Origin of the sequence: Gilvimarinus japonicus (assembly GCF_042847215.1) — a bacterium.
GTDB lineage: Bacteria > Pseudomonadota > Gammaproteobacteria > Pseudomonadales > Cellvibrionaceae > Gilvimarinus > Gilvimarinus japonicus.
In genome coordinates this window covers 2047600-2073636 of record NZ_AP031500.1, presented here as the reverse complement: position 1 = coordinate 2073636, position 26037 = coordinate 2047600, and the positions used below count along the sequence as shown (strand labels likewise).

Sequence of the window (26037 nt, the reverse complement as noted above, 5' to 3'; positions counted from 1 at the left end):
TATGGAAAGTCGTAACGTCGTATATGTCAGCCACTATAAAGGACAGCGGCAACAGCCTTTGCGCAACGTATATATACCGGCACCCACACTGGTGCGGGTGCTGCGCGGCTCCAAGTTGCTACTGTGGCGTGGTGAGCGTGTAGAGGTTACACCAGAGCGCTGGCTTGCCCTCCCCGCAGGCCAGTCGCTTACCTTTGTAAACGAGCCCGGCGCAACGGGGTTCGAGTCAGTCACCTTGTCATTTTTGGTGCAGCCACCAGCGGACTGGCTCGCCAACGTAACCCTCACAGAAAAAGCCCCTTGCCTTTTTAGCGATGCAAGCTTGACCTTCTGCTTTGATGCACTGGTTAATGGCACAGAACACCAGCTAGCCGAAGCCACTCAACAACATCTCGCGATGGCCCTGCTGGCACAACTGCACGATACGGGAGCACTAGGTCTGCTGTTTCCCGGTAATAAAATGACCTGGCGTGATCGGGTTAGCCGATATCTGATGGCCGAACCAGGCGCGGAGCATTCACTAGAAAAAGCGGCCCAAGCATTGGGCGTAAGCCGGGCTACCCTGCACCGGCGCTTAAAAACAGAAGGCTATCCGTTTCGTCAAATCTTGGCAGATATCCGAATGGGCTACAGCCTAACCGTAATGCAAAAAGGCTGCACGGTTACAGAAGCCGCGCTCGCTAGCGGTTATGAATCTCCAGCGCGTTTTTCCGAGCGGTTTAAGCAGATATTCGGGGTAACTCCAACGCAGTACCGGCAGACAATAAAATCCTTCTGAAGGTGGTATTTAATAATTCATAGTATCCAATGAGTCGGCTAGTAAGAGGTGGGTAAATTAGGCGATACACCGCAAAATTGGACCCGTCCTATGCTAAACACCAGGCAGTTCGCGTCTACGTTTATATTACCAACTTCGACTCCGTTTCGAGCTTGGTTGCCAGACTCATTTAAATAGCTTGTAATACCCCACGGGTAAATAAGCCCGTCACTGTACCGAGCGCCCATCCTCTTGTTAACTTCCTCAGGTTTATGCGTTTTCTCAGACATCGAAAATGCGTAGGCCAAAGCATTGTGAGATTGTCTAAAGTTTAGCTCGTCACTTCAACTAAGGTGCATCGAACGCTCATTCTTATTTGGTATATATCCGTTTTCGTTCATCAAACTTATTGCTGATCTACCGTCTGGCGGATTGCCAAAAAAGCAATCAACTCACCCTGAAATTAATAAATTTGTAATAACCATTACTCTACAAGTCACACTCTTCTTAACAACACTTATTGGGACCTTGGATCCGGTTTCTTGGTGTTTTCTTTGGTTCGCTCAATGACAGAATCAACCCTTCCTTCACAGCTGTTCATATTCTCATCAACTTTGGTGTGAACTTTTCCGCAAAACAGATTTGTTGCAACATCGTTGGTGGTGCAACCCCCACAAACCGCCAAGCAAAGACTCAATGAAAGCAGAGGACTCTTCATAAAACTGCCTTAATGTTATTGTGCATTGTAAATTATCCAGCCACCACAACATAAAACACTCAGGCTGCGCTGACAACTCAACTGTAATCATACCTGCTCTTAGAAGACCAAATCTTGGTCATCAAAACTCTAGGGCTTTACCGAGCGAAAAAGCAACAGCCTTCTTTCGAGGGAAAATGAATGTGTCATCACTATGGGGGCCGGCATCTTGTTTTTAACCCACCCAGCGCGATCCTTGCTAAAAGATTGATTCAATTTCTTGCAGCCTTGGATCGGCACCTCATTAAGAGAAATTTAAAGGTGCACGAAAAATGTAAAAAAGGGTTAAGTTGTAAAAAAGCGCCTTAACCCCCTATTCATCCTTAATGCTTTTATTCGCGGGATAATCTCGCGGATGCTCAATTTGCTCGCGCATCAGCTCGGAAAAATCACCGGACGAAATCGGACGACTAAAATAAAACCCCTGTGACTGGTCACAGGCGTGGTCGCGTAAAAAGCTTTCTTGCTCGATGGTTTCTACCCCTTCGGCAATAACGGTTAGGCTAAGGGTTCTGCCCATGGCGATTATCGCCTCAGCAATGGCCCGATCCTCTGCATTCTGGGGCAAATCACGGATAAACGAGCGGTCGACTTTTAGTGTGTCAATGGGGAAACGTTTGATTTGCGCCAGTGACGAATAACCAACGCCAAAATCATCAATAGCGAGGCGTACGCCAAGGTTTTTGATGGACTGCAAAATATGAATGGCTCGCTCGGCATCTTGCATGACCATGCCTTCGGTTATTTCCATTTCCAGTAGCTCAGGGCGAATACCCGACTCTTTTAATGCCGCGGCAACGTCATCTATTAAGTGCTCATCAAAAAACTGCCTGACGGATAAATTAACCGCCATACAAATAGGCGGAAAGCCTTGCTGTTGCCACGCCACACTTTGGGCGCAGGCGGTTTGTAACACCCAGCGGCCAATTAGCACGATCAACCCGGTTTCTTCGGCCAGCGGAATAAACTGATTGGGCGGCACCACTCCGAGCTCGGGGTGCTGCCAGCGCACCAGCGCCTCTACACCGGCGATTTCGCCAGTTTGTAGATCGCGCTTCGCTTGGTACTGCAAAAAAAACTCGTCCCGCTCCAAGGCTAATCGCAGGTTGTTTTCCAGTACTAGCCGCTCTAACGAGCGGGCTTTAATATCAGCCGAGTAAAATTGGTAGGTGTTTTTCCCTTCGTCTTTGGCGCGATACATGGCAATGTCGGCATTCTTCATCAGAGTCTGTGTGTCTTCGGCGTCAACCGGGTAAATGCTCACCCCTACACTAGCCGTGACGCGACACTCCTGCCCCAACACCATTACTGGGCTTACCGCCGCGCTCAGCACTTTGCGTGCAACGGTAGCAATTTGCTCCGGCGTGTTGATCTCCTGTACCAAAATAGCAAACTCATCACCACCTAAACGAGCCACCACATCGCAAGAGCGAAGACTCTGCGAGAGCCTGGCAGACATCTCCGTAAGCAAAATATCGCCCGCATCGTGTCCGAGTGTATCGTTGATATTTTTAAAGCGGTCCAAATCCACAAACAGTACCGCTAGCTTGCGCTGATTACGGCGGGCAGACTCAATGGCCAAGTCCAGCATCTCGAAAAACATGGTACGGTTGGGCAGGTCGGTCAGGCTATCGTGCGTGGCCAGGTGGTGGGTGCGAGCCTCGGCCGTTTTACGCTCAGTAATGTCGCGGCCAATGCCCCGGTAACCGCCAAAATTGCCAGCGCTGTCAAAAATAGGCAATCCGCTTAATGTTAGGTAGCGGCGCTGACCTTGAGTGGCCATCACCTGCAACTCTAAATCACGAAACGGCAAGTGCGAGGCAACGCTCTCCTCGTGCGAGCTCCAATCGCCACTGAGCACCTCAGCGTGGGGCAATTGTTGGATGGTTTTGCCTTCTACATCGGATCGGCTGTAGCCAGACTTGCCGTTTGGGTCAGCTAAATTGACGAAAGCTAGATTTTGATCTTGCTCCCAGTACCAGTCTGATGACAGCTCGGTCAAGCTGCGAAAACGCTCTTCGCCTTCGCGCAGGGCTTTTTCGGTAGCGCGGCGCTCGGTAATATCGCGGCCGATACCCACAACACCAACAACCTCGCCGTTATTGTTACGGACCGGTACTTTGCTGGTCATAACCCAGCTAATTTGGTTCTTTTCCCGGTTCATGTAGGGCTCTTCTAGATGCACCGGCTCACCATTGTGAATAACGGCTTGTTCCGCATCAAAAAAGCCTTGAGCCATCTCTTGCGGGTAAAAATCAAAATCGTTTTTACCCAGCAGTTCATCGACGGTGGTGCCCATACTGCGTGCTATGGCTTGGTTGGCCAATAAAAACCGACTCTGGCTGTCTTTGGCGAAGATATTATCGGGCAGCAAGTCCACTAGCGTACGCATTAGGTTGCGCTCGTGTGCTAAAGCATCGCTTATAGCCTCTAATTCTTGCGTGCGCTGCAATACTCGTTGTTCAAGCTCGAGGTTAAGCTCCTGAGCCTTTTTCTCAGCCTGCTTTCTGGCGGTTATATCGCGGGTAATACCCATAATGCCAATCACGTCGCCGTTATCGTCGTGCAACGGGATTTTGGTCGTTGAGTGCCAGCGGGTTTGCTCGGTATCCGCATCAAGCATCAGCTCTTCGCGGTCAATAAGAGGCTGATTGGTGCGAATCACCTCTTGGTCATCGTCGTAATACCCTTGAGCTAATGCCTGAGGAAACAGATCAAAATCTGTCTTACCGATGATTTCTTCCGCAGTCGCAATGCCGGCTATATGGGCCAGCTTGGCATTACCATAAATAAAGCGTCCCTTTAGGTCCTTGGCGTAAATCAAATCATGGGTATTATCGCCTAGTGTGCGTAACAGGTTGCGCTCCATATACAAATACTCGTTTGGGGCTTTATAGTTGTTAGGTAAAGTATATAGCTTGGCCAGAAGAGAGCAACCCCGCGCCAGGTGAGGCGCGCAAAGTGTCTGGCTCCGTGTCAAGCGGGCTTGTGCCTTACCCGCACTAAGAGTTAGACGATGAATAAATTTGAAATCCAGCCTCTTCCAAAGCCGCCCTATAAAAATCAATGACATCTTGGCGTGACGCCTTAGTGCCAAACCTCGCTATCGACTCCTCTCTACCCACCTGAGACATCATAAGCATCACTAATAGCCAGTCGCGCACCAGGCACAATGGGTATTCCTAACGGCATAGTGAACTCATCGACAGCAGCTGTTACCGCAGATGTCGACAACATGAAAATCAACAGCAGTAACGTACTTTTCATTTGAAACTCCCGTAAGTGTTTGTTGAAATCATAATTATTGGTACTCTATCCGTAGACAAACCGACAGGCTCAGTCGTTGATTTAGCGTTGAAAAATATTATTTTCAGGACTCTGACCCTATTGACCCTAGGTTTTGATTAAACAGTGGACGCAGCATTATGTAAAAACCTAGTAAACGTATCACTTGGCATCGCAATGCCGCAGTCAGTTAATAACATACCAATATTCCCCCGATGATAAGCACCATGTATCACCAGGTGATTAAGGATATCCAGAACTGACATTTCCCCAAAATCACCATCTGTAAAAATAAAACTTATCGTCTTGTTTAGCTCGGAGGAGCTAACATTTCTTGAGAACTGAAGCAGCCATTCATCTGTTTTTCGCACGTATTGACGTAAATCCTTAACAGATGGCGTGTCCTGAGTATTAGTTGCTGCATATGGGTGGGATGTATTAGTTAAGTGTGCGACAAATATTCTATCAACGACATGGGTATGATTAAGAAGTCTTTTCGCCTTCAAAAAATTGTCCGTATATTTTACTTGGTCGATCTTCTCGATCTCATCAAGAATTCTCTCGTTGGCCCAAGCTTTATATAAAAATTGACTTTCCATTATGGGCTCCAATTTTTGTGGCTCTTCGTAGATTCCTGTGAAAACCTAGTGTAAATCAGGTTTCACCGCGAAATCTACATGAACATATAATATTCGCGAGGCTGGGTGCGCGAAGGTATTTTTATTGAGCGTTTAGGCTTCCAAACCTTTCTGATCAAATAATGAACGCGTCTAGTTTACTACGAAGTGCCGCTTTTGGGCCCCTGCGACTGAGCCGAACGGAGGCCTATTTTTGAGGGTAAGCACGCATGGATGCGTGCGCAAGCAATCGTCAGGCTAGGGACTGCCTGTCGATGTGGCCTTCAAAAATTTGCTGGAGTGAGGGTACCCGAAGGGCCTGACGCCGGGGTGCGTTTCTTGATTACTTCTTGTCGCATCACAAGAAGTAATTCGCCCGCCCGGCGACTGAGGGCAAGCAAGGTTGGTAGAACCAGATAGCTTTCGATTGGCACCAAAGCGCACTATGCAGTATCCAAAGCCACAAGATACCGCCTCCAGGTCGGTATGACGGCGGTATTGTGGTGTCTGATGGCGACGTACTTGGTGGGCGCCTCGTAGCCCAAGGCCGGCACCACAAACACTCCAGCGGCTAGGCCCCCTTCAACACCTCCGCCAAATACTTCCCAGTCTCTGACCGCTTGCGCTTAATAACGGTACTCGGCGTGCCCTGCGCCACAACCCTACCCCCACCAGAACCACCTTCTGGCCCCATATCAATAATCCAGTCCGCCTCGGCGACGACATCTAAGTTGTGCTCAATCACCAACACCGAATTACCCGCATCCACCAAGCGATGCAGTACATGTAAAAGCTTATCCACGTCGGCCATATGCAAACCCACCGTGGGTTCATCCAGCACATACAAGTTGTGTTGGTTCACCCGGCCCTTGGCGTCTTCGGGGGTCATGTTCGCTTTGGCGAGTTCGGCCACCAGCTTAATGCGCTGGGCTTCGCCGCCACTTAACGTCGGGCTTTGTTGGCCCAGCGTTAAATAACCAAGGCCGACGTCTTGCAGTAGACATAAAGCGTGGTGGACTTTGTTGATGGGCTGGAAAAACTCGGCAGCTTCGTCGATGTTCATGGCTAGTACATCACCGATGTGTTTGCCCTTGTAACGTACACTTAAAGTTTCGTCGTTAAAGCGCCAGCCGTGGCAAACATCGCAGGGTACGCGAACATCGGGTAAAAAATTCATCTCGATTTTTTGCATGCCTTGCCCGCCGCAACCGTCGCAGCGGCCATCGCCGGCGTTAAACGAGAAACGTGCCGGGGTGTAACCGCGCAGGCGCGCGTCTACTGTGCCGGCAAACAGTTTGCGGATTGCATCCCAGATGCCGATGTAGGTAGCCGGGCACGAGCGTGGAGTTTTGCCAATGGGGGTTTGATCTACCTCTAAAACTCGGTCGATGCCCTGCCAGCCGCTAATGCTGTTAACCCCTTGCCAGCTGTGTTTCTTTTTACGCACGTTGGCGATGGCGGTTTTAACGTTGGGGTACAGCACGCCGCGCACCAGTGTACTTTTGCCACTGCCGCTTACGCCGGTAATGGCCACCAGTTGCCGCAGGGGGATATCGACACTGACGTTGGCGAGATTATTTTGGCTGGCGCCTTCAAGGCTAAGCTTTTTGGGCGACCATAATTTGCGCATCTCAATGTTACGCAAGTCGGGCATAGGGTGGCGCAGCGGGTTGGCGAGCATTTGACCGGTGAGTGATGCTTTGGTCTTCATGATTTTAGCAACGCTGCCAAAGGCCACCACCTCACCGCCGTTAACACCGGCCCGTGGACCCATATCAATTAAATGATCGGCCTCGCGCATGGTGTCTTCATCGTGCTCGACCACGATGACGGTGTTGCCCTGTTGCTGTAATTCGCGCAGGGTCTCGATCAGTTTGCGGTTGTCCCGCGTATGCAGGCCAATAGTCGGTTCGTCTAGCACATAGCACACGCCCCGCAGGCTGGAACCCAATTGTGCCGCGAGGCGAATACGCTGCGCCTCCCCGCCGCTTAAGGTAGGCGCGGCGCGGTCGAGGGATAAATAATTAAGACCGACTTTTTGCAAAAAATGCAGTCGGCTGTGCATCTCGGTAAGTAAATCGCGAGCAATGGCTTGCTCGTTACTTTTAAGTTTAAGTTTGCCAAACCAACTCTCGGCGTCGTCTACCGGTAACGCGGCCAGCTGAGCAATAGAGCGATCGCGAAATCGTACCGCTAATGCAGTGGGGTTTAAACGCTGGCCATCGCATTGGCGGCAGGTTTTTTCAACCCCTTCTTCATCGGATTGCCATGTGCGCTCTTCGCCGGTTTGCTCTTCATCAAAACCGGCTATGACTTTACCGGTGCCAAAACAGCCGGTACACCAACCGTGTTTGGAATTGTACGAGAACAACCGAGGGTCCAGCTCGGGGAAGCCGCAGCCACAGTTAGGGCACGCCCGCTGAGTCGAGAACAAACGCTCTTTGGCTCGACTTTTATTGGCGGACGCGACTATAACCACACCGTTGCCAAGGTTGAGAGTTTGCTGCAGCGCATCGATCAACGCCGTATGATTTTGTGGCGCGATTTTAAGTGTTGCCAGCGGAAGCTCAATGTCGTGCTCTTTATAACGATCTAGCTTAGGCCAATCGGCGGTAGGTTGATATTCACCGTCGACTCGCAGTTGCTCATAACCGCGCTCCGATGCCCATTGGGCCAGCTCGCGGTAAATGCCTTTGCGAGCGACAACCATCGGCGCCAATAAGGTGACCTCTTTGTCGCGGTAGTCTTTTTGTAAGCGCGCGGCAATCGCATCGAGGGTTTGCGGCTCAATGGCGACATCGCAGCTGGGGCAATGTTGCGTGCCGAGCTTGACGTACAGCAGGCGCAAATAGTGATAAATTTCAGTTAGGGTTGCCACGGTGCTTTTGCGGCCCCCGCGACTGGTGCGCTGCTCGATAGCTACGGCCGGTGGAATGCCGTAAATGGCGTCTACATCTGGGCGCGAGGCCGGCTGCACAAACTGCCGGGCATAGGCATTAAGCGACTCTAAATAGCGCCGCTGGCCTTCGCCAAAAATAAGATCGAACGCCAAGGTGCTTTTACCGCTACCACTTACGCCAGAAATAATCGTGAGTTTATCGCGGGGGATACTGACATTAATATTTTTAAGGTTGTTCTCGCGGGCGTGATGCACGCTAATTTCACGCACGGCACTGGCTGTGCGCTTTTGCTTGGAGGACTTAGTGATAGCGGCTAAATTGGCGCCTGCCATTAATGACTGTTCGTAATCGTGCAACGCCTGGGCGGTAAAGCCGCTATTGCTATTGGTGCTAGCCCACTGGATAAACTGCGCCGGTGTACCCTCGCCTATCAGCTGCCCGCCGGCATCGCCACCCTCGGGGCCGATGTCTATCAGCCAGTCGGCGCTGCGGATAACGTCAAGGTTGTGCTCGATAATCAACAGCGAATGGCCGGCGTTTTGCAATTGCCTAAACGCACTCATCAAAGTGGCGATATCGGCAAAGTGTAAGCCGGTGGTGGGCTCGTCAAACATAAACAAAATATGTTCTTGGCTTTTAGCGCGGGTCGTGGCTAAGTGCCCGGCCAATTTTAAGCGCTGAGCCTCACCGCCACTTAAGGTGGGTACGGCTTGCCCCAATTGCACATAATCGAGCCCAACATCGGCCAACGGTTGCAGGCTGCGCAATACCTCGGGGCGATCAGCAAAAAACATCAGCGCCTCGGCCACAGTCATATCCAACGCATCGGCAATGGATATCGCGTGAGTATCGCGCAGTAGTTTTACCTCTAACACTTCACCCCTAAAGCGTTTGCCATCACACTCGGGGCAGCGCAGGTAAACATCACTTAAAAACTGCATCTCGACGTGTTCAAACCCGTTGCCCTGACAGCTTGGACAGCGGCCATTACCCGAGTTAAAGCTAAAAGTGCCGGGTTTGTAGCCGCGCTCTTTGGCCAGTGGCGCGGCGACAAATAATTTACGGATGGCGTCAAAGGCACCGACGTAAGTGGCGGGCGTACTGCGAGTGGTTTTGCCGATGGGGCTTTGATCGACCATAACCGCACGGTCAATATTCGCGAGGCCTGAAATAGACTTGTGATCGCCCGGCGCTTCGGTTTGCTCACCGTGGTGTTTAAGTAATGCAGGATACAATATTTGCCGCATTAAGGTGGATTTGCCTGAACCACTCACGCCGGTTAAGCACACCAGTTGCCCGAGCCGAATCTCCACGTCGATATTTTTAAGGTTGTGCTCGCAGGCGCCGCGAATGGTTATTGAGCCCAGCGCACTTTTTAGGGCCGGTAAACTGGCACTGGCCGCCTGGCTTTTAGCTAAATACTGCGGCGACATTTCGGCGACGCCTAGCTCGATGTTTGGCGCTACCGCTTCTACTTGATCCAGGCCGCTTAGATAGCGCGCGGTCCTATTCGTTTTGCGTTTTAATAATGCGCTCGGTGTACCAAAAAATTCAATATTGCCGCCGCGTTTACCGGGCCCTGGACCTATGTCTAAAATACGATCGGCGGCCAGAATTACTTGCGGGTCGTGCTCGACCACCAACAGCGAGTTGCCCGCGTCGCGCAGGCGCGTCAGCACATTCACTAAACGGCCGATGTCGCGCGGATGTAAACCGGTGCTGGGTTCATCGAGCACAAACAAGGTGTTGACCAGCGAGGTACCCAACGCGGTGGTGAGGTTAATGCGCTGCACCTCGCCGCCACTCAGGGTGCGCGATTGGCGATCGAGGGTTAAGTAATCGAGCCCGACCTCGCATAAATACCCAAGGCGCGAACGAATTTCGCTAAGCAGTAATTCGGCGGCCTCATCAACAACCGACCCGCTTTTTTGGTTGTCCTCTTGGCAACTTAAACCATTAAAAAACTCCAGTGCATTTGCCAGCGGCAAGCGCATCGCATCGGCAATGTTTAAGCCGGGCAACTGGTTAAAGATTTTATCGGGCAGTGTGGCACCCACCGGCTTAAAGCGCGGGCGCCCCGCCAACGCCTGCTCTGCGGCATCAAAATTGCCTATGCGCCACCAGAGCGAATCTGGCTTTAAACGAGCGCCGCCACAACTTTGGCACGGTGTGTAGGCGCGGTATTTAGATAACAACACCCGTATGTGCATTTTGTAGGCTTTGCTCTCAAGCCACGTAAAAAACTCGCGAATGCCGTACCAAACCCCTTGGCTCCAATCGCCCTCGCCGTCTAACACCCACTGGCGCTGCTCGGCGGTTAAATCCATCCAGGCGGTGGTGATGGGTATGCCCCGCTTTTTGGCGTATTTAAGAAGGTCGCGCTGCACTTCATCGTAGCTTGGGGTTTGGATAGGTTTAATGGCGCCGTCTTTTAAGCTTTTGCGCTCGTCGGGCACCACTAAGCCCCAATCGACCCCGATAATACGGCCAAAACCCTTGCAACTGGCGCACGCGCCAATGGGCGAGTTAAACGAGAACTGCGCGGGCGTGGGCTCGGGGTAGCTAATGTCGCAGCTAGGACAATGGTGGTGGCTGGAAAAACGCAAAGCACTGCCAGCGGATTTGTCATCGCTTAAGGGGTAAACCAGTACATGGCCTTTGCCATAATGCAGAGCGGCCTCTAGGGCCTCGGTTAAGCGTGATCGATTGTCCTCGTTTAAGCGCAGGCGGTCTTGCACTACCTCGACTCTGCTGCCTTCGCGCGTGTGGATACGGGCATAACCTTGTTGGTTAAGCAGTTGCAACACATCGTCATCGCTGAGCTGCTCGGGCACGTTGATGGGCAGACACACCATCAAGCGCTGATCACTTGGTAACTGTTGGTAAAGCGCTGCAAGAATACTCTGTGGTGAATCTGTGGTTACCGCTTGGCCACAGCCGGCGCAATATAAATGCGCTAATCGGGCGAACAGCAGCTTAAAATAGTCGTTAAGCTCGGTCATGGTGCCCACGGTGGAGCGCGAGGTACGCACCGTGTTGCTCTGCTCGATGGCGATGGCCGGGGGAATGCCGTCAATACTGTCGACTGCCGGCTTATCCATGCGGTCGAGAAACTGCCGGGCATAAGCCGAAAAGGTCTCGACGTAGCGCCGCTGGCCCTCGGCGTAAATAGTGTCAAAGGCCAGTGTGGATTTACCCGAGCCGCTTACCCCGGTCACCACGACCATCTCCCCTAGGGGGATATCAAGATCGAGGTTTTTGAGATTGTTTTGCCGAGCGCCGCGGATTTTAATGGCATCGAAGGACATAAAGACTGCACCTGAGCGTAAAAGACTGGCTAAATATACAGGAGTTGGCGGGTGTGTCCAAGGGCGTATTGCCCGGAGTTAACGGTAGGTATCACACCGATTGTTTATAAACGCAACAGAGCCTAACTTAGATCACCTGATGCGGGGGTTAGAATATACGAACGGACTTATATCTAATGATACGCATTGAAGTATCCCGCGGCTGTGATTGATGATTACCCGCAGAGCTACATCGACTCGTTAAACAAAATAACAACGCTGCCGCCGCTTAAGTCGCTATCGATGTTAAGCGATAAACCCAAGCCGACATTCTGCAGCCAACTAATGTCGTTCTTAGTTTCGATAAGCCAACCTGCGCCTACCTCAAAATAGTGATCGGTGCCCATAGGCTCTACGGCATCGGCGTCTAGGTCGATGCGGCGCGCTAAAAGCCGTACCTGACTGCGCCGATTGTAAAAATCAGGCGTGTCGTAATGCAATACCAAAGAATTACTCAGGCGCCCAACCTCGGGCGAGACACGTTGCGCGTGTGAGTCGACGTTAAAGGTGCGCCCCACCGCGTAGCGGTAGTTGGCTGAGTACTCCCATTTGTGCCCGTACACCTTGCCGGTGTAACTGATGGCGATACCCGGGTCGAGCATCCAGGCGTCGTAGGAGGTGTTAAATAACGAGCCATCCAGCAAGGGCTTAAGCGCTTCTAGCGCTTCTTCTCGGTAGGTGAAATCATTGTTGTAATGCAGCAGGTCTAAGCCCAGGCTAAGATTGGCACGCCAGTGATCATTAACGCGGTACTCCCACGTATTTTCGGCGTAGCCGATGTAAGTCGTGTCGCGCATGGTGTTTAATGTTTGCACGTCGTCTTCAAAGGCGAGTTCTTGCTTGGTGGCGACGTAAGACAGCCGCAGTACGGCCCGGGTACGCCATTTATCTGTGACGCTTTGCCATTTACCAACCCACGGTAAGGCATAGCTGGTGAGTGAACTGCGTTGCTTTAAGGTCTCTGCGTCGCCGGTATTGATGTTGCCCAAATCGACAAATTCGTTAGGGTCAAAATCGACAATCCCCAAAGTAATCAAATTCGCATCGGAGATAACAATAGAGCGCGCAAGGTATTGTGCGACAAAATCACTGACTAGCTGATCATAGGCATCAAACTCTTGAGCCTGAACCCTAGCTGAGCCTGCCGCAACTGCTATCAGGGCAAAAAGGCTGACGAGTATAGCGCGAGCAACGCCCGCCAAGGTGCTAAATGCCATAAATGTGATCTACTATCATCCGTGCTCGGGGAACCCGCAAGCCCTGTCGCGACCTACGAATTAACTAGACCATAATCTAGCATAGTTGCGGCACCTTGGCGGTTGAAAAGTACGGAGCCAAACCCCGTTAGTCAACTAAATATCTTAGCGGCGCAACTCAGGGTACTAGCCTAGCTGACGCTGCTGGGCGCGAGGTGCCTGTAGCTGTTTTAAAATGTCGATAAAATTTAACGCGCTCTGGGTGGGGACATGGGCCGCTTCGAGCTCTAGTGCTATGTAATTTTCGCCCTTGCGCACCACGCGACCGTCAAACACAAACGTGTAGGCATTGCCATCGATATCCCGCAGGGCCACGTCAACGGCTACCCGTTGGTGGAGCGCGTATTCGAGCCCCTCGGTACTGATATAAAAGCCTAGGGTACTGCAGTTAAGTAGACGGCCACTGCGCTGTTGTTTTTGGTGGCGCAGGCGAACTTTAAGGTCGGTTGTTAAACGCGGACTACAACGGTGCTCCATAGGTCGTTCCCTCTTGGTTTGAAATCATCAGTGCAATCGTTATGTAGGCATATATTCAAGTTCGGGCAATGGGTCACCGGTGCGGTCGTAGCGTTTAACCTCGCGGGCGATCTCATCAGCCAGCGCATCCGTTAGTGCGCTCCACTGCAGCTGCCAGGCCCAGTTGTTGTGGCACGTTCCGGGAGTATTCATGCGCGCATCAGACCCGAGTGCCAGCCAATCTTGCATGGGGACAATGGCCATGCGCGCCACCGAGCGCAGTGCGGACTTAATCAGTGTCCAGTGACTAAGCTCCCCCGCCTTGGTGGATACGCCAAAATACTCCGCAATCATCTGTTTTTGCTCGGCACTAAGCGTGGCGAGCCAACCACAGCTGGTGTCGTTATCATGGGTGCCGGTATAGATAATATTGATCGGCTCACAATGGTGCGGGGCGTTAATATTTTTGGGTTCGCCATCCAAGCCAAATTGCAATACCAGCATGCCCGGTAGCGCAAAGCCGGTGCGCAGTTGTTCGACCTCGGCGGTGATTAAACCTAAGTTTTCGGCGACGATGGGCAGCTCATCAAACTCGGCAAACAGTGCGGTTAGTAGCGCCGCGCCTGGCGCCTCTACCCAACGGCCAGAGCTGGCGTCGGCACTGCCGGCGGGAATCTCCCAATAGGCGCTGAGGCCGCGAAAGTGATCGATGCGAATTAAATCAAACTGATCCAATTGACGCCGCAGGCGATCTTTCCACCACTGAAACCCGTCGCCCTGCATGGCGGCCCAATCATAGTGGGGGTTGCCCCAGTGTTGCCCGGTTTTGGAGAAGTAATCTGGTGGTACACCGGCTACGCTGGTGGGTTTGCCCTCACGATCGAGTTGAAACTGATCGGGGTTGGCCCAGACGTCGACACTGTCGCTGGCCACAAAGATAGGAATATCGCCAAACAGCGCGATACCCAAATGCCGGGCATGTTCGCGCAATTGGCACCACTGAGAGTAAAACGCAAATTGCTCAAACTGCGCCTGAAAAATATCGTCTTGGCGCTGCTCGCGCACCACGGCAAGGGCGGTGTCGGTACGCAGGCGTAAAGGCGTGGGCCAATGGTGCCAACTGGCGCCACGCTCTTGTGCCCGAATGGCGTAAAACAGCGAGAAGTCATCAAGCCAGTAGTGTTGCTCGGCGACAAAAGTGTCAAAGTCTTTTTTAACCGCGCTACCCGCCGACGACGTAATAAAGTCGTTAAAAGCGCTGCAGGCCATTTGTCGCAATTGGGCCAGCTCGGTTTTACTCAGCGGCTCGGGTGAGGCCTCAACCTTAAGCTTAGCCGGCGCGACCCAGCCCCACTCGCACAAACGCTCGAGGCAAATTAAATCCGGGTTGCCGGCCAAGGCTGACCAAGAGTGATACGGCGAGCCGTCATCGTGGGTGGGGCCGGTGGGCAACATTTGCCACACCGTTAGCGAGGCGCGGGCTAAAAAGTTTAAATACTCTTCGGCCATCGCCCCCAGGTTGCCGGCGTTGGGCTGGCGGTTGTGAATTGCTCGCGCAGGCAAAGAGCTAGGGTGCAGTAATACCCCAGCGGTGCGGACATTAAAAATAGCGGCCGGTTGGTAGTGAGTGGCGGCCGTCATTTATTGGTGCCCCTGACGCATCACGCCGCCGTTGGCTGGCGCCCCGCTACCGGTGCTGATGGGCGTGTCGAGCGAGCTTGGCGGGACTAACCCTAAACTCGTATAGAGGTTACTAACGTGTTGCCGGTACAAGCGGTCAAAGTCTTTTACGCTATCTGAGGGGTTGTAATCACCAAACCACCAAAACCAGTCGGAGCCTTCACACAACGCAAGCTGCAAACTGGCTTCGGCAGATTGTTGTTGGTCAAGTGTGCCGCTGTCTATAACTTGATCGTAAGCGCGCTTCACCTCACACAGGATGTCCCACGCGTGGTTTTTTTCGGCCTCACCGATCCAGGTAGAAAAGGTCCCGTAAACCCAGCTTCCGGCACACAAGTGTTCGAGGGGTATGGTGTTTAAAGGCGCTTGGTTATCGGCAAGTTCAAGCACCTCAGAGTAAGTGCGAGTGGTTAAGTAAGGGTGCGCCTCGATTTTTTTGTAAAGCGCATCAATAAAGTACCAGGCGTTTTCGGGGTAATACTCCCAAGCATTTTCACCATCCATGATAATCGAAATGACAGTGTGGTTATCTGCCGGCGCGGCCTTGGCAATGTTCTCTAGGTGGTGAACAAAATCCCCTACGGCGTCATCGGCGTGCCAGTTGGCGTACTCAAAGCCGATTTTGTCGGATAACCCGTCGTCACGAAAGAACACGTGTACATCACCCTCCCCCACTTGAAACGCGGTGTGACGAGTGTCTGGCTCGCTTTTGATTTTGTCTGCGGCCGTGCTGTTGGCACTATTTTGTAAACTGTTAAACAGCACCGAATCACCGGTGGCCGTCCAACGTATGCCGTGCTCGCTTAGCACCTTTAACGCCGCATCGCTTAACGCCCCCTCGGATGCCCAACATCCTTTTGGCATGTTGCCAAAATGCTGCTTAAAAACGTCGAGCCCTTTTTGCATTTGCCAGTGCGCCCGCGCCTCACCTCCGGGGTACTCGCCCGAATTAGGCAGCGGTGCCGCCGGCATAGCGTCGTGGGTGCTGTTAAAATCCAGTAGTAACGGCAAAATCGGGTGTGCGTAGGGGCTGGTAATCAGCTCCGCCTGGCCGGATTCGGCCAGCTTTTTATGCCTTGGGATAATACCGCTAATGGCGCTATAGATAACTTGCAATAAGTCACGGCAGTGATCGGCAGTGTAATTAAACGACTGTTGTTGCAGGCGCTCGATGATGGGGTTATCGCGGCGGACAGTTTCGCCCAGCCAACCCAGATGGTACCAAACGCATAGGTCGGTTAGGTATTGCTGATTAAAGTAACGATCGGCCCCTTCAACTTCTTGCGCGTTATCGTACAGACCCATTAGGTGCTGGTAGGGCTTAAACCGTTCGATAATACGCTCGCGATTGGCGCGAGTACACTTTTGCAGTAAATCGGCAAAGCGCTCGCTGCCCGGCTCGGGACGCTCGGCGTTGGTAAGCAGCGCCAGCAAAGGGTCGCTTAATAGCTCGCCTTTGGTTAGGTAGGCGTTTAATTGCTGGTCGTAGTCGACCAGCTGCTCAATTAAAATCGGCACATAGTTAAACACCGCTTTACTGCCGGGGTTGTTCTCCAGGTGCGCGGCCATATCGGTGTAGTCTTTAATCGCGTGCAAATACGTCCAGGGAAAATAGTATTCGCCAGTTAAACAGTCGCGGTAATCGGGCTGGTGCATGTGCCACAAAAATACCACTGATGTTTCGGGTACACCACTCATTGCTAGTCTCCTGACAGCATGGCGGGGGTTACTAGTACCACCCCGCCGGGGGAAACATAAAAACGTTCTCGGTCGGCGACTGCATCAAAGCCAATTTCGGTGCCCTCGGGGATGACGCAATCACGGTCAATCAGGGCCTTTTTGATATTGCAATTGCGGCCGATCTCGACCCCGGGAAACAATACCGAATCGGTCACCTCGGCGTAGGAGTTGACCCGCACCCTAGGAAACAGCAGCGAGTGCCGCACAATAGCGCCCGAGACAATGCAGCCGCCAGCCACCATTGAGTCGACCGCCATACCGCGGCGGCCCGTGTCGTCAAAAATAAATTTAGCGGGTGGCACGTGCTCTTGGTAAGTCCAGATCGGCCACTCTGAATCGTAAAGATCAAGCTCCGGGGTAATACCGGTTAATTCTAAATTTGACTGCCACAGCGCATCGACTGTACCCACATCGCGCCAGTAGGCCTCGCCACCGCTAACAGGATCCTGAAACGGGAAGGCAATAACTTTGTGGGTTTTTAACAGAGAGGGAATAATATCTTTGCCAAAGTCGTGGGAAGAGCCCTCGGACAATTGGTCGCGCTCTAGCTCTTCAAACAAGACGTCAGTTGAGAAGACGTAAATACCCATGGATGCCAAAGAGACGCCAGGCTTGCCCGGAATGTGCTCCGGCTCGGGGGGTTTTTCGGTAAACTTTACAATATTGAAGTCGGTGTCTACATCCATGACCCCAAAAGCGGTGGCGGTTTCACTGGCGACCTCGATACAACCGACGGTGATGTCTGCACCGCTTTCGACGTGGGCACCAATCATGGTGCCGTAATCCATTTTATAAACATGGTCACCCGCCAAGATCAACACATAACTTGGATCGTGGCGCTTAATAATGTCTAGGTTTTGACGCACCGCATCGGCGGTGCCCGCGTACCAAGATTCACCCAGGCGCTGCTGCGCCGGCAGTAGCTCGACAAACTCCCCCATCTGGCCGCCTAAGAACCCCCAGCCGCGCTGGATATGACGGTTAAGTGAGTGTGACTTGTACTGTGTTAATACACTGATGCGGCGAATGCCCGAGTTAACACAGTTGGATAATGGGAAGTCGATAATGCGGAATTTGCCACCAAAGTGCACCGAGGGTTTCGCGCGCCATTCCGTCAGATTTTTTAGTCTTGTGCCTTGTCCGCCAGCCAATACCAACGCGAGGGTTTCGCGGGTTAAGCGACTGACAAAACGTCCTGAAGCGGGGTTGGTCATACTGTGTTGCTCCTTGCTTAAGTGTCACCGTGTAGGGTGCGATTAACGATAATCGCTTGGCTCTCGGCGGTATCCGGCCGTAAGCTTTGTAGTTGTTGCCTGTCTATATCGCTCCGATAACGACTTAGTTGTCGTCCATGATCACCTATCGGGATATGACAGAAATATTTAATAGCAAGTTGAGTGCCATAGGATGCTGTAAATTGACTTTGGTATGCGTGCATAACTCACAGATCTGTCACGGGCCGACGTTACACTAAAATGCCTAACGTAGCCGCAATGGTTTTTGCCATAACGAGTACTAACAATAGTCGCTGACAATGGATGTGGGTAGTCGTTCCATGAGTCTGTGGCACCAAACGTGCTACAAACGTGCTGTTAGTCATAAATAGTGCAACCACTTTATTACTCGTGCTAAATCAGTGGGCACGAATAGCCAAAACTATAACTAAACTGTGTTACGGTTTTGTGTTTAGCCACTGGCAAAAGGAATAAGCAGCTTATGCCGCGCCCCAAAGGATTACAGCTTAGTACCGAAATGCAACGAATTAGTGCAGCCACAAGCCACGACCCCTTTACGGTGCTGGGTTTACACCCAAGCACAAGCTCGCCCGCCACCGTAAGCGGCGCTAACAAAAGCAGCTGGACGCTGGTCGCTTACCTGCCCCACGCCCGTGGCGCGGTAACGGCCGAGGTGGACGACATCGGGGTTGCGCTAACCCAACTGCCCAATAGCGACTTTTATGTGCTCGAGCACTTGGCCGAACGACCCACTCGCCCCTATCAGTTGCATTGGCGCGACGAATACGACAATGCCTTTAGTCAACACGACCCTTACTGGTTTGCGCCGCAAATATCCGACTACGATTTGCACCTGTTTGCCGAGGGGCGCAACTGGAATATTCACCAGGTTTTAGGTGCGCACCCTAAAACCATCGATGGCGTAGCCGGGGTTTTGTTTGCCACCTGGGCGCCAGGCGCCGAGCGCGTCAGCGTAGTCGGTGACTTCAACCGTTGGGATGGCCGCTGCCATGCCATGCGCTCGCGCGGTGGTAGTGGCGTATGGGAGATTTTTATCCCCGGTTTGGCACTAAACTCGGTGTATAAATTTGAGCTGCGCGCCCGCAACAATGGCGCAGTAAGCGTTAAAACCGACCCCTATGGGCGCCACTTTGAAGTTCGGCCTAATACCGCCGCCAAGGTTTACAGTCCCGCTCAAGAAAACCCCTGGAACGACGATAAATGGATGAACGAGCGCCGTTTATGGAACTGGCAGCAGCGGCCTTTTAGCGTCTATGAAGTTCATTTGGGCAGCTGGCAGCGCAGCGACGACAACCAGTTTTTAAACTACCGCGATTTAGCCCACCGCCTGGTCGACTACATTACCCCCTTAGGGTTTACTCATATCGAGATTTTACCCGTGGGTGAGCACCCGCTGGACGATTCCTGGGGCTACCAAAGTACTGGCTATTTTGCCCCCACCAGCCGCTTTGGTACGCCGGATGACTTTCGCTACTTTGTAAACCATCTGCACAATCACAATATCGGCGTTATTCTCGATTGGGTGCCGGCGCACTTCCCCAAAGATGCCTTCGCCCTTGCCCGCTTTGATGGCACGGCCTTGTACGAGCACGACGACATTCGCTTAGGTGAACACAAAGATTGGGGCACGCTAATTTTTAATTACGGCCGCAACGAGGTGCGCAACTTTTTGATCGCCAGCGCGCTATTTTGGCTGGATGAATTTCATCTTGATGGCTTGCGCGTGGACGCCGTCGCCTCCATGCTTCACCTCGATTATTCGCGTGAGCCTGGCGAGTGGGTACCCAACCGTTACGGTGGCAATGAAAACTTAGAGGCGGTTGAGTTTGTTCGCGAGCTAAACGTGCAGTGCCACGGCCAGCACCCCGGCGTGTTAGTGATTGCCGAAGAAAGCACGGCCTGGCCGCAAGTTTCCGGGCCAGTGTACTTAGGAGGGTTGGGGTTTTCACTAAAGTGGAACATGGGCTGGATGCATGACTCACTGCAGTTTATGAACAAAGACCCGATTTACCGTCAGTATCATCACGACAACCTCACCTTTGGCATGATGTACGCGTTTAGCGAAAATTTTCAGCTGCCTTTTAGTCACGATGAAGTCGTACATGGCAAAGGCAGCATGATTAACAAAATGCCCGGCGACGACTGGCAAAAATTTGCTAACTTACGGTTGCTTTACACCTATCAGTTTACCTACCCCGGCAGTAAATTATTATTTATGGGGTGCGAATTTGCGCAATGGTCCGAGTGGAGCGATAAGCGCGCTCTGGATTGGCCGTTGTTGCAATTTGAGCGCCACCAACAGTTACAGCAATCGGTTGCCGATTTAAACGGACTGTACCGCGCGCAACCAGCGCTGCACGAACGCTGTTATAGCGACAGCGGCTTCGACTGGATTGATTGTCACGATAACCGCCAGTCCGTAATTAGTTATGTGCGTCAAGGTGAACACGAGCGCGTTATTGTTATTTTAAACTTCACCCCGACTCCGCGACACGATTACCGCGTGGGCGTACCAGACGCCGGTCACTATCAAGAGATTTTTAACTCTGATTCGGCGTACTACGGCGGTAGCAATGTGGGTAACGGCAACGGTTTGATTACCGACGCGGAGCCGTGGATGAATATGCCCTACTCACTCTCGCTAACCTTGCCACCGCTGGCGGGTATTGTGCTTAAGTGTCGCGATGTATAATGCCGTCAGCAAGACCTAAAGGCGGCGCCAAAAACGGATAACTCACATAATGTCGTAAACCACACATCTAAAGGAGCTTTGTGTGAAAGTACTGTTTGCGTGCTCGGAGGCGTACCCTCTGGCAAAAACCGGTGGTTTAGGCGATGTGGGCGGCGCCTTACCTCGCGCACTCGCGCGCTTGGGCGTGCAGGTTAGATTACTCTTACCTGCCTATAAAACGACACTGGAAAAAGCCCGGCCGCAGGGGCTGAAGCTACTGCGTGAGTTCGAGGTTAACCAAGTGCCGGTTAAATTGTGGCAGTCGCGCTTGCCCGGCAGCCGGGTACCGGTGTGGCTGGTGGATATTCCCGAGTTTTCTGATCGCGCAGGCAGTTTGTACGGCGACGACTCTGGCACTGACTGGCCAGATAACCCCTACCGTTTTTATCTGTTTAGTAAAGTTGCCGAGCACATCGCCTTAAACAAGGTCGGTCTACACTGGCGGCCCGATGTAGTACACAGCCACGATTGGCAAGTCGGTTTAGTACCCGCCCTGTTGGCAGGCCAACAAAATGCCCCCGCCTCTGTCTTTACGATTCACAACCTTGCTTACCGGGGAATTTTTGATTACCAAACATTTGTCGATTTACAGTTACCCGAGCACTGGTGGCATTACGAGCGATTAGAGTTTTGGGGCAACTTTTCATTTCTAAAAGCCGGGCTAGTGTACGCCGATGCAATAACGACGGTGAGCCCGAGCTACGCCCAAGAGATTCAGACCGAACAGTTTGGCTGCGGCCTAGAGGGCGTACTGGTTAATCGCGCCCGCCAGTTAACCGGCATTGTTAATGGTATTGATACCGATACCTGGAACCCTGGAGCCGATCCCTACCTTGCCGTGCCATACAGCCGCCGGACGATCAAACGCAAAATTCACAATAAACTGGCGCTGCAGCGTGAGCTGGGCTTGCCAGAAGATGAATCCGTCGCGCTTGTGGGGTTTATTGGCCGTTTAGTAGAGCAAAAAGGTGTTGCCCTGATACTAGGCGCGTTACCTGCGCTGTTATCTCAGGCGCGCTGTCAGTTTGTGGTGATTGGCTCGGGGCAGCCAGAGTTTGAGGCGGCTTTGCAAGAGTTGCGCTCGCGCTACCCACAGCGGGTGTCGGTGACCATTGGCTATGACGAGAGTCTATCACATCGTATTGAGGCCGGAAGTGACATCTTTTTAATGCCCTCGCTGTTTGAGCCCTGTGGCCTTAATCAAATGTACAGCCAGCGCTACGGTACGATACCCGTGGCCAATTTTGTCGGCGGGTTGCGCGATACTATTGTCAACTTTTCGAATTTTTCGGATGCGATAGATGCCGCCAGCATGAGTGCGTTGGTAAATGTTGACGAAACCGGCTTTTTGTTTTCTGAAGCGTCAGTTACGGCGCTTAGCGAGGCACTACGTCATGCTTTAACGTGCTTTGACAACAAGCTTCTCTGGCGCAAATTGCAAGACAATGCCATGAGCCAAGATTTTGCCTGGGGTAAAAGCGCACGAGCCTACCTAGAGCTCTACCGTCAAACTGTTAGTAGAACCACTCAATCCAATGATGCAGAGGATCAAGCAACAGCGTTATAGCCATTAATGTGCTACCCCCGGTGATTAACGCACGGCGCCATCCCGCATCCTGTGGGTAATCGTTTTTAATGAGTGCGTTAACGCGCTCGCGCACATGGCTGCGACAAAAAAAGCTCGCACTGTAAAGGTTTTTAGCATCGGCAAAGTCCCTATTCAGGCGCGCGATCTGGACAATACTGGCGGCCACCTCATGGGCCTCTAGGGTACCGGTCGCGTACCAGTCGCAGGCTTGCTCATGGGTCAAATCTAGTCGCTCAAGCAAGCGCCCTACTCCCCAAAAAAAAGGCAGCGTGGCCAGCTTTGCCACAAACAGCCGCAAATTGTCGTGGCGCAATTGGTGCGCCCGCTCGTGCTCAATGACGCTGCGAATGCTGTTTTCGTCACACACCTCAAGCAAGCCTTGCGATAAGAAAATACGTGACCGCCAGTAACCGAGTGTAAAAGCCAAAGGGGCGTCGCTGGGTAGAATATAAACATCGCGAATTTCGTGAGCATCGGCCAAGGCAATAAAAGTCGTTAAAGTTTTTTGCGCGCGCCACAGCCGGTAGAGTAACCAAACAACAAGACCGGCCGCCAACACCGATGCTATCGCGAGCAGTACCGGAATATGTGGCGTAATAGGCGCATGCTGACCGCAGGCAAGGGATTGCCGCAGCTCATGACAATGACTGGCAATAAACCAGTGCGACCAAGCTGGCGATGCTAACTCTAACGTTATTAACGTAGCCGCCAGTAACGGTAATGTCAGAATAACCAACAGCAATAAACTCGACTCATTGGGGTGTAGTTGGTCGAGCCAACGTTCTAATAGTGGCGCGCACAAGCGCAATAGCGCCAAAAGTAGTAACCAGATAAAAAAGCCTACCAGTAGCAATATCACGATTGATCTCCGGTCGTGTCGCGATTCGTACTTACCTCGCCTGTTACCATTTCGTTCGCGGCGCTTTGGCTGCCATCGTTACGCTTGCCGCGCCGCGCGTTAATTAACCGCTCAAGCTCATCGAGTGATTGGTGATCGATCTCATCGGCAAAATCCACAAACCCGCTCAATATCGGCGTCATGCTGCCACTGTGCACTTGGCTAACAACGCGACCTATCAGCTGCCCTAAAAATTCACCGCGCCCAACACTGGCGCGGTAAAGATAGGCACGCCCCTGTTTGTTACGGTCAATTAAATCTTTGCGGTGCAGCCTCTCAAGTGCCGATTGCACTGTATTTAAGCTGCTCTTTAAACGTATCGGCAGCTCACACTGCAGGCTTTTAGCGTCGCGCCCTGGCGCGTTCCAAAGCGCACGCATTAATGCCAGCTCCAGCTCGCCTAGTTGTGGCAGGGTATTGCTTTGCGAGCGCGGCTTCATCGGTTAGGTTGCTCGCGCTGGGTGGTTACGGGCTGATCCATCGTTTTGTTAACACCGATTGGCAATCGGTGTTCGCCTCCTGTTAAAACACGGCCAAAATGGCTCGTAAGTATCTGATATGTATAAAAATATCATTTTGTGGTTGGTATTTATAGATACGCAGTTGATCTGTATTTAGATCAGTCTCGAATATAGTACTACTTACTGAATAACCACAAAAGGATGCCTCATGCTGCCACAATCAAAGCCACGGCGCGCGCGCTACTGTCACCGCCTAACTCCCCTGCTTGTATTGCCTATTGCACTACCGTTGTTCGCCCATGAAGTGGAAGAAATCACCGTATCGGGCCACCGGGTCAACCTCATTGGCGAGAGTGTATCGGCCTCACAAGGCGTTGTCTCACAGCGTGACATAGAAACTCGCGCGCTGTTGCGCTCGGGGGAGGTATTGGAGCTGATTCCCGGGATGGTAGTCACCCAACACAGTGGTACCGGCAAAGCTAACCAATACTTTTTGCGCGGCTTTAACCTGGATCACGGCACTGACTTTGCCACTTTTTACGATGATATGCCCATCAATATGCGTAGCCACGGTCACGGCCAAGGCTATACCGATCTAAACTTTATGATCCCCGAGCTGATTGCCACTCTGCGTTATCAAAAAGGGCCTTACTACGCCGACGTTGGCGATTTTAGTGGTGCAGGTGCCGGCTTTATTAACAGCAAAAGCCACTTTAATGAAGGCCAATTAAAACTAACCGCAGGCTCTGATGAGTACTATCGTTTATTGGCTGCCGATTCATTTCATGCGGGTGAGACGGAACTGATGTGGGGCTTTGAAGCCACCGGTTACCAGGGCCCCTGGACGGATATCGACGAAGATTTAGACAAATACAACGGTCAACTTAAAGCCACCCGTACCTTAGGCAGTGGGACCCTTAGTTGGGGACTGATGGGTTACAGCAACGCCTGGAACAGCGCAGATCAGATTCCGGCCCGTGCGGTTGATGCGGGTTTGATTGACGAGCTAGGCTCTATCGATACCACCACCGGGGGCGAATCCTCACGCTACAGCGCCAATATTAGCTGGGAGAACGACAACTGGTTAGCCAGCGCCTACGTCATTGATTACGATTTAACCCTTTGGTCAAATTTCACATATTTTCTTGATGACCCAATCAATGGCGATCAATTTGAGCAAGTGGATGAGAGACAAATATTTGGCGGTAAACTGCAGTACCAACACGACCTGGCCCTGGGCGGTCTAGATGTTCATAATCGTTATGGCCTAGAGACACGTATTGATGACATTAATGAGGTAGGCCTATATCACACTCAAGCGCGTCAACGTTTAGGGACAGTGCGTAGCGATAGCATCACCGAGAGCAGCATCGCAGCCTTTACCGATACCGAGATTAACTGGACCGAGCGCTTTAAAACAGTGTTGGGCTTGCGCTACGACTTTTACGACTTTGATGTCAATGATCGCGCTGGCAGCAACAACGCCGGTATTAACTTATCGCCCAACAGCGGTACGGCAGACGACGGGATCGCATCGGTTAAAGCCAGCGCCGTGTACCGTTTATCGCAAAACTGGGAAGGCTATCTGTCGGCCGGCACCGGGTTTCACTCCAACGATGCTCGTGGCACGACGATTAAAATTGATCCGGCAGACGGCAGCGCCATTGATGCCGTAGACCCCTTGGTGCGCTCTTTTGGCAGCGAGCTGGGGTTACGCGCCAACTTCAACGAGCGTATTAATATTTCCGCTGCGCTCTGGCATTTAGAGCTTGACAGCGAGTTACTGTTTGTCGGTGATGCCGGCAACACCGAAGCGAGTGATAAAACCGAACGCGCGGGACTAGAGCTTACCGGTTACTACCGCTTAAACGATAACTGGACTCTGGATTTAGAGTACGCCTACACCCACGCCCGGTTTGTTAACGAGCAACCGGGCCGCTATGTACCGGGGGCAGTAGAGGACGTTTTACAGCTTGGGGTAAGCGCCGATTACGCCAGCGGCGTGTTTGGTAGTTTGCGCCTACGTTACTTTGGCCCACGGCCATTAGTAGAAACCAATGAGGTCAGTTCAGACGCCAGCACTTTGCTAAACGCTAAACTGGGCTATCGCTTTAAGCCGTTTACGCTTAGCTTAGATGTACTTAATTTGCTAGATAGCGACGACCACGATATTGATTACTACTATGCTTCGCAGTTAGCTGGCGAAGCATCGCCAGTTGAGGATGTGCATTACCATCCGTTAGAGCCGCGTAGCTTGCGGGTAACGCTTGAGATGGCGTTTTAGCGGTTAAAAAATCCCAGACTTGTC

15 protein-coding genes are annotated in these 26037 nt (G+C 52.2%); 4 read left to right on the top strand and 11 right to left on the bottom strand.

Annotated elements, in window-relative coordinates; all coding sequences use genetic code 11:
- The first annotated feature begins 1 nt into the window (after position 1).
- Positions 2-778 carry a helix-turn-helix transcriptional regulator gene (locus ACGHAD_RS08865; protein WP_382415601.1) on the top strand — a complete coding sequence of 259 codons (777 nt, stop codon included), beginning with the start codon at positions 2-4 and terminating at the stop codon, positions 776-778.
- Positions 779-1827: 1049 nt separating this feature from the next.
- Here the strand turns inward: ACGHAD_RS08865 and ACGHAD_RS08860 are convergent.
- The 9 genes from ACGHAD_RS08860 to glgC form a co-directional block, all read right to left on the bottom strand.
- Complete coding sequence (locus tag ACGHAD_RS08860) at positions 1828-4383, bottom strand: EAL domain-containing protein (RefSeq protein WP_382415603.1); 2556 nt, start codon at positions 4381-4383, stop codon at positions 1828-1830.
- A 248-nt stretch (positions 4384-4631) separates the two neighbouring features.
- The gene (locus ACGHAD_RS08855; protein ID WP_382415605.1) at positions 4632-4781 is read right to left on the bottom strand and encodes a hypothetical protein; all 150 of its coding nucleotides are present in this window, start codon (positions 4779-4781) and stop codon (positions 4632-4634) included.
- Between the two features lie 137 nt (positions 4782-4918).
- Positions 4919-5398 carry a DinB family protein gene (locus ACGHAD_RS08850; RefSeq protein ID WP_382415607.1) on the bottom strand — a complete coding sequence of 160 codons (480 nt, stop codon included), beginning with the start codon at positions 5396-5398 and terminating at the stop codon, positions 4919-4921.
- Positions 5399-5987: 589 nt separating this feature from the next.
- Positions 5988-11624: an excinuclease ABC subunit UvrA gene (gene uvrA / locus ACGHAD_RS08845; RefSeq protein ID WP_382415609.1), complete on the bottom strand. Its 5637-nt coding sequence runs from the start codon at positions 11622-11624 to the stop codon at positions 5988-5990.
- Between the two features lie 227 nt (positions 11625-11851).
- The gene (locus ACGHAD_RS08840) at positions 11852-12880 is read right to left on the bottom strand and encodes a Solitary outer membrane autotransporter beta-barrel domain (RefSeq protein ID WP_382415611.1); all 1029 of its coding nucleotides are present in this window, start codon (positions 12878-12880) and stop codon (positions 11852-11854) included.
- A gap of 165 nt (positions 12881-13045) precedes the next feature.
- A complete protein-coding gene (locus ACGHAD_RS08835; RefSeq protein ID WP_339615278.1) occupies positions 13046-13396 on the bottom strand; it encodes a PilZ domain-containing protein in 351 nt (116 codons plus the stop codon).
- 39 nt (positions 13397-13435) lie between these two features.
- On the bottom strand, positions 13436-15016 hold the full coding sequence (gene malQ / locus ACGHAD_RS08830) for a 4-alpha-glucanotransferase (protein ID WP_382415613.1): 1581 nt from the start codon (positions 15014-15016) through the stop codon (positions 13436-13438).
- Positions 15017-16753, bottom strand: a complete 1737-nt coding sequence (locus tag ACGHAD_RS08825; protein ID WP_382415615.1) for a glycoside hydrolase — start codon at positions 16751-16753, stop codon at positions 15017-15019. It lies immediately after the preceding gene.
- A gap of 2 nt (positions 16754-16755) precedes the next feature.
- Positions 16756-18009: a glucose-1-phosphate adenylyltransferase gene (glgC, locus tag ACGHAD_RS08820; RefSeq protein ID WP_382415617.1), complete on the bottom strand. Its 1254-nt coding sequence runs from the start codon at positions 18007-18009 to the stop codon at positions 16756-16758.
- 502 nt (positions 18010-18511) lie between these two features.
- Here glgC and glgB point away from each other — a divergent pair.
- Both glgB and glgA read left to right on the top strand, forming a co-directional pair.
- The gene (gene glgB / locus ACGHAD_RS08815; protein WP_382415619.1) at positions 18512-20743 is read left to right on the top strand and encodes a 1,4-alpha-glucan branching protein GlgB; all 2232 of its coding nucleotides are present in this window, start codon (positions 18512-18514) and stop codon (positions 20741-20743) included.
- Between the two features lie 82 nt (positions 20744-20825).
- Positions 20826-22349, top strand: coding sequence for a glycogen synthase GlgA (glgA, locus tag ACGHAD_RS08810; protein ID WP_382415621.1), 1524 nt, complete (start codon positions 20826-20828; stop codon positions 22347-22349).
- Here glgA and ACGHAD_RS08805 read toward each other — a convergent pair.
- Positions 22297-23229: a M56 family metallopeptidase gene (locus ACGHAD_RS08805; RefSeq protein WP_382415623.1), complete on the bottom strand. Its 933-nt coding sequence runs from the start codon at positions 23227-23229 to the stop codon at positions 22297-22299. The genes glgA and ACGHAD_RS08805 overlap by 53 nt on opposite strands.
- Positions 23226-23708 carry a BlaI/MecI/CopY family transcriptional regulator gene (locus ACGHAD_RS08800; RefSeq protein WP_382415625.1) on the bottom strand — a complete coding sequence of 161 codons (483 nt, stop codon included), beginning with the start codon at positions 23706-23708 and terminating at the stop codon, positions 23226-23228. The genes ACGHAD_RS08805 and ACGHAD_RS08800 overlap by 4 nt, the downstream gene beginning before the upstream one ends.
- A gap of 229 nt (positions 23709-23937) precedes the next feature.
- Between ACGHAD_RS08800 and ACGHAD_RS08795 the strand changes: the two genes are divergently transcribed.
- On the top strand, positions 23938-26013 hold the full coding sequence (locus tag ACGHAD_RS08795; protein WP_382415627.1) for a TonB-dependent receptor: 2076 nt from the start codon (positions 23938-23940) through the stop codon (positions 26011-26013).
- Positions 26014-26037 lie beyond the last annotated feature (24 nt).

Excerpts from the sequence above, each read along its gene's own strand:
- malQ (WP_382415613.1), bottom strand. The coding sequence starts at position 15,016 with ATGACGGCCGCCACTCACTACCAACCGGCCGCTATTTTTAATGTCCGC.
- ACGHAD_RS08850 (WP_382415607.1), bottom strand. The coding sequence starts at position 5,398 with ATGGAAAGTCAATTTTTATATAAAGCTTGGGCCAACGAGAGAATTCTT.
- ACGHAD_RS08835 (WP_339615278.1), bottom strand. The coding sequence starts at position 13,396 with ATGGAGCACCGTTGTAGTCCGCGTTTAACAACCGACCTTAAAGTTCGC.
- glgB (WP_382415619.1), top strand. The coding sequence starts at position 18,512 with ATGCCGCGCCCCAAAGGATTACAGCTTAGTACCGAAATGCAACGAATT.
- ACGHAD_RS08825 (WP_382415615.1), bottom strand. The coding sequence starts at position 16,753 with ATGAGTGGTGTACCCGAAACATCAGTGGTATTTTTGTGGCACATGCAC.
- ACGHAD_RS08860 (WP_382415603.1), bottom strand. The coding sequence starts at position 4,383 with ATGGAGCGCAACCTGTTACGCACACTAGGCGATAATACCCATGATTTG.
- uvrA (WP_382415609.1), bottom strand. The coding sequence starts at position 11,624 with ATGTCCTTCGATGCCATTAAAATCCGCGGCGCTCGGCAAAACAATCTC.
- ACGHAD_RS08855 (WP_382415605.1), bottom strand. The coding sequence starts at position 4,781 with ATGAAAAGTACGTTACTGCTGTTGATTTTCATGTTGTCGACATCTGCG.
- glgC (WP_382415617.1), bottom strand. The coding sequence starts at position 18,009 with ATGACCAACCCCGCTTCAGGACGTTTTGTCAGTCGCTTAACCCGCGAA.
- ACGHAD_RS08800 (WP_382415625.1), bottom strand. The coding sequence starts at position 23,708 with ATGAAGCCGCGCTCGCAAAGCAATACCCTGCCACAACTAGGCGAGCTG.
- ACGHAD_RS08795 (WP_382415627.1), top strand. The coding sequence starts at position 23,938 with ATGCTGCCACAATCAAAGCCACGGCGCGCGCGCTACTGTCACCGCCTA.
- ACGHAD_RS08840 (WP_382415611.1), bottom strand. The coding sequence starts at position 12,880 with ATGGCATTTAGCACCTTGGCGGGCGTTGCTCGCGCTATACTCGTCAGC.
- ACGHAD_RS08865 (WP_382415601.1), top strand. The coding sequence starts at position 2 with ATGGAAAGTCGTAACGTCGTATATGTCAGCCACTATAAAGGACAGCGG.